This is a genomic window from Pseudomonas sp. P5_B2 (assembly GCF_056400445.1).
On sequence record NZ_JBFULH010000838.1, the window covers coordinates 1 to 1,523 of the forward strand.

Sequence of the window (1,523 nt, forward strand, 5' to 3'; positions counted from 1 at the left end):
GCCGATGGGCGAGGCCTGCGCTGTCGCTGTCGACCAGGGGCGAATTACCGAGACTGTCCACTAGCATCGTCGAGTGAAAATGAAGCCTCGAAGTGGTCAACGCTTCAATCACCCCGGTTGCGATCACCGCAGACAGGCCTTTCACGGTGTTGAACCAGGCTGAAGCGAACGGTCCTTCCAGAGGTGAAATGCTGCCGGTCGAGAGCATCAGCAGTGGCAGCACCGCCATTGGCTGTCCGAATATTTGCAGCAGTTGCAGCGCGTAGAAATCGTCGCGAATCCACGCCGACGTCAGTTGTGAGCCGCCGATGCAAGTCAGCGCCAACATGCCCAGGCCGATACCCAACACCCAGCGGCAATCAACCCATCGCAGGTTGCACAACGCCRCCACCAACGGCAGCGCGATCAACTGCGGCAACGCGGCCAACAGCGTGATAGGCGCAGTCTGGATGGGGCGATAACCCTGCACCTGAGCCAGATAAGCGGATGGAATAATGATCACCGCCAGCAACACCACCAGCACTCCAGCCAAGGTGAGCAAGGCGAAGGACAAATTGCGGATGCCGAGCATCTGCATCTTGAAAAATGGAATCGGTTGCGACCATTCGTTGATCAGGAACAGCACCATCAACAGCAATCCACCGACGAGCAATCCGCAGATCTGGCTCGACTCGAACCAGTCCAGCCGATTGCCCTGCAGAACGCCGATCACCAGCATGCAGATCGCCGGAAAACCCAGCAGCAGACCGCGCCAGTTGAAGTGTTTGAAGCGCTCCAGGCGCAGCGGGTCTTGTGGCAAACCGTAAGCCACCGCGACCAAGGCCAGCAGGCACGGCGCGATGATTTGCCAAAACGTCCATTGCCAGCCGACATATTCGGTCCACAACCCGGCCAATGGCGTGCCGAGTCCCGGGCCGAAGGTGGCGGTCAATGCATATCCGGCCAAGCCATAGAGCTTCACATTGGCCGGCAAGAATCGCAGCGCCACGGTCATCAACATCGGCGGCAACGCGCCGCCCGCCAGACCTTGCAACGTGCGCAGGATCAGCAGGCTTTCGTAGTTCGGGGCGAACGGACTCAACGCGCCTAACAGCGTGAATACGCTGATGGCGCAGAGGGTGAAACGCCGCAACGAAAACGTCACCGAGCACCATGGCGCAAATACCATCGCCGCCACCGAAGTTGCGGTGTAACTGGCGACCAGCCAGGTGCCTTCATCGTAGCCGATGGCCAATGCGCCGCGAATGTCCGCCAAGGCAACCTTGGTCACCATCTCGTTCAGGCCCGAGACCAGCACTGCCAGCAACACACCCGCCAGACCGATGATGATCCGTGGGCCGAAAGTCGGTGGCGTAGCGGCGGCTGAAGGGGTCGCGGCGAGTGGCGCCGTGACCGCGAGGGAAGTCATTACTGCTTGCTCCGGGGTTTGAGTACCGGGGCATTTTAAAAAGCGTGGGGGCTGACGAAAACTGACTTATCGACAGGTTATAAGTGCGCCAGACGCAGCAATACAAAAACCCTGT

Annotated in this window: 1 protein-coding gene; it reads right to left on the reverse strand. The window is 59.6% G+C overall.

Annotation, left to right across the window (positions count from 1 at the left end; translation table 11 throughout):
* Positions 1 to 1,408, reverse strand: a 1,408-nt coding sequence (locus AC1DRJ_RS27295) for an MFS transporter (protein ID WP_477804886.1), incomplete at its 3' end; no start/stop codon positions are given.
* Positions 1,409 to 1,523 lie beyond the last annotated feature (115 nt).